This is a genomic window from Duganella sp. SG902 (assembly GCF_013376005.1).
GTDB lineage: Bacteria > Pseudomonadota > Gammaproteobacteria > Burkholderiales > Burkholderiaceae_D > Rugamonas.
On record NZ_JABMJK010000046.1, the window covers coordinates 1 to 1085 of the forward strand.

Genomic DNA, 1085 nt, shown 5'->3' on the forward strand with positions numbered 1-1085 from the left:
CGGTTGAGGAACTCGATAACTTCCTTTGCGCCTGCGAGCAGGTGTGCCGCCTTGGCAGCACCGGCCAGATGTGCCGCTTCCTGGGCGACCTTGACGATAATGCGCCCGACTCCTTTGACAACGCCGCCAATGACAGGAATGAGGGCAAATAGCAGCACGACCAACAACACCCATTGCCAAGTCGATTTGCGTTTTTCTTCGTCATCTGCCAGGCCGATAACAACGGCGATCAGGTCTCGCACGGCCGTTGCATCTCCCACGAGCGGAATCATGCCGATAACCGCGTCCACAATAATTTGGGTAATGCTGGCCTTCTCGTTGAACGCCCCCTGGACCGTTCCCCAAGTCCAGCTTCCAACGTCGGCGCAGACTGCCTTGAAATGACTTAGCGTCCAGCCAGCAGGAGGATTTGGTGTATTGCTCATCTCGCTTTTTCCTTGTCAAGCCACGCTATTTGGATTGTTCTGGCTCTCATCTGACTTGAAATACTTATCGAACAGGCTGTCGAGCTTTGCGTCGGAAGGCAGGGCAGCGTAATCCGGCATCGGCGTTTTATCGACGCGTTCGAAGGCGCCGGGCATAGGACCGTAACTGACTTTGGCCACGCCGGCCTTCACGTTTTGAATGACCGCGCGGCCTTGACCGTCAAGCTTGCCCTTGCGTTCGGTGCCGTCGGCCAGCGTGACCACGTATTCGGCGCCAGCCAGAGGCTGGTCGTCGTGATAACGGTGATCCAGGTATAGGGTATCCGGCGGCAGTTCGCCCTCCGGCAACTGCGCCAACTGCGCAGGGGCGCTGGCGCCGCCATCAAACACATGCTGCCCGCCCTTGACCGTGAAATTGCCCGGGCAGGCGAAGGTGATGTCACCGCCGTCCAGCGTGATGGAAGACTGGCCCGCTTGCAGCACGATTTTCTGGCTGGCCTTGATTTCGACGCTATCGTTAACCGAGATGACCTTGACCGCCTTGTCCGCCAAAATCTCCAGCTGATCTGTATGCGCCTGCAGCGACACCGGGCCGTTGGCGGCGATGGCCTGGATGCCGCCGTTCTGGCTGAAGTAGCCGGCCGCGTTGGCCGCCACCGA

Annotated in this window: 1 protein-coding gene and 1 pseudogene; both read right to left on the bottom strand. The window is 59.2% G+C overall.

Features of this window, described 5'->3' with window-relative positions:
* Positions 1 to 425: pseudogene (locus tag FHW83_RS30415) on the bottom strand (hypothetical protein); the annotation flags it as partial.
* Positions 426 to 440: 15 nt separating this feature from the next.
* On the bottom strand, positions 441 to 1085 hold a 645-nt coding region (locus FHW83_RS31020; protein WP_229224431.1), incomplete at its 5' end, for a DUF2345 domain-containing protein.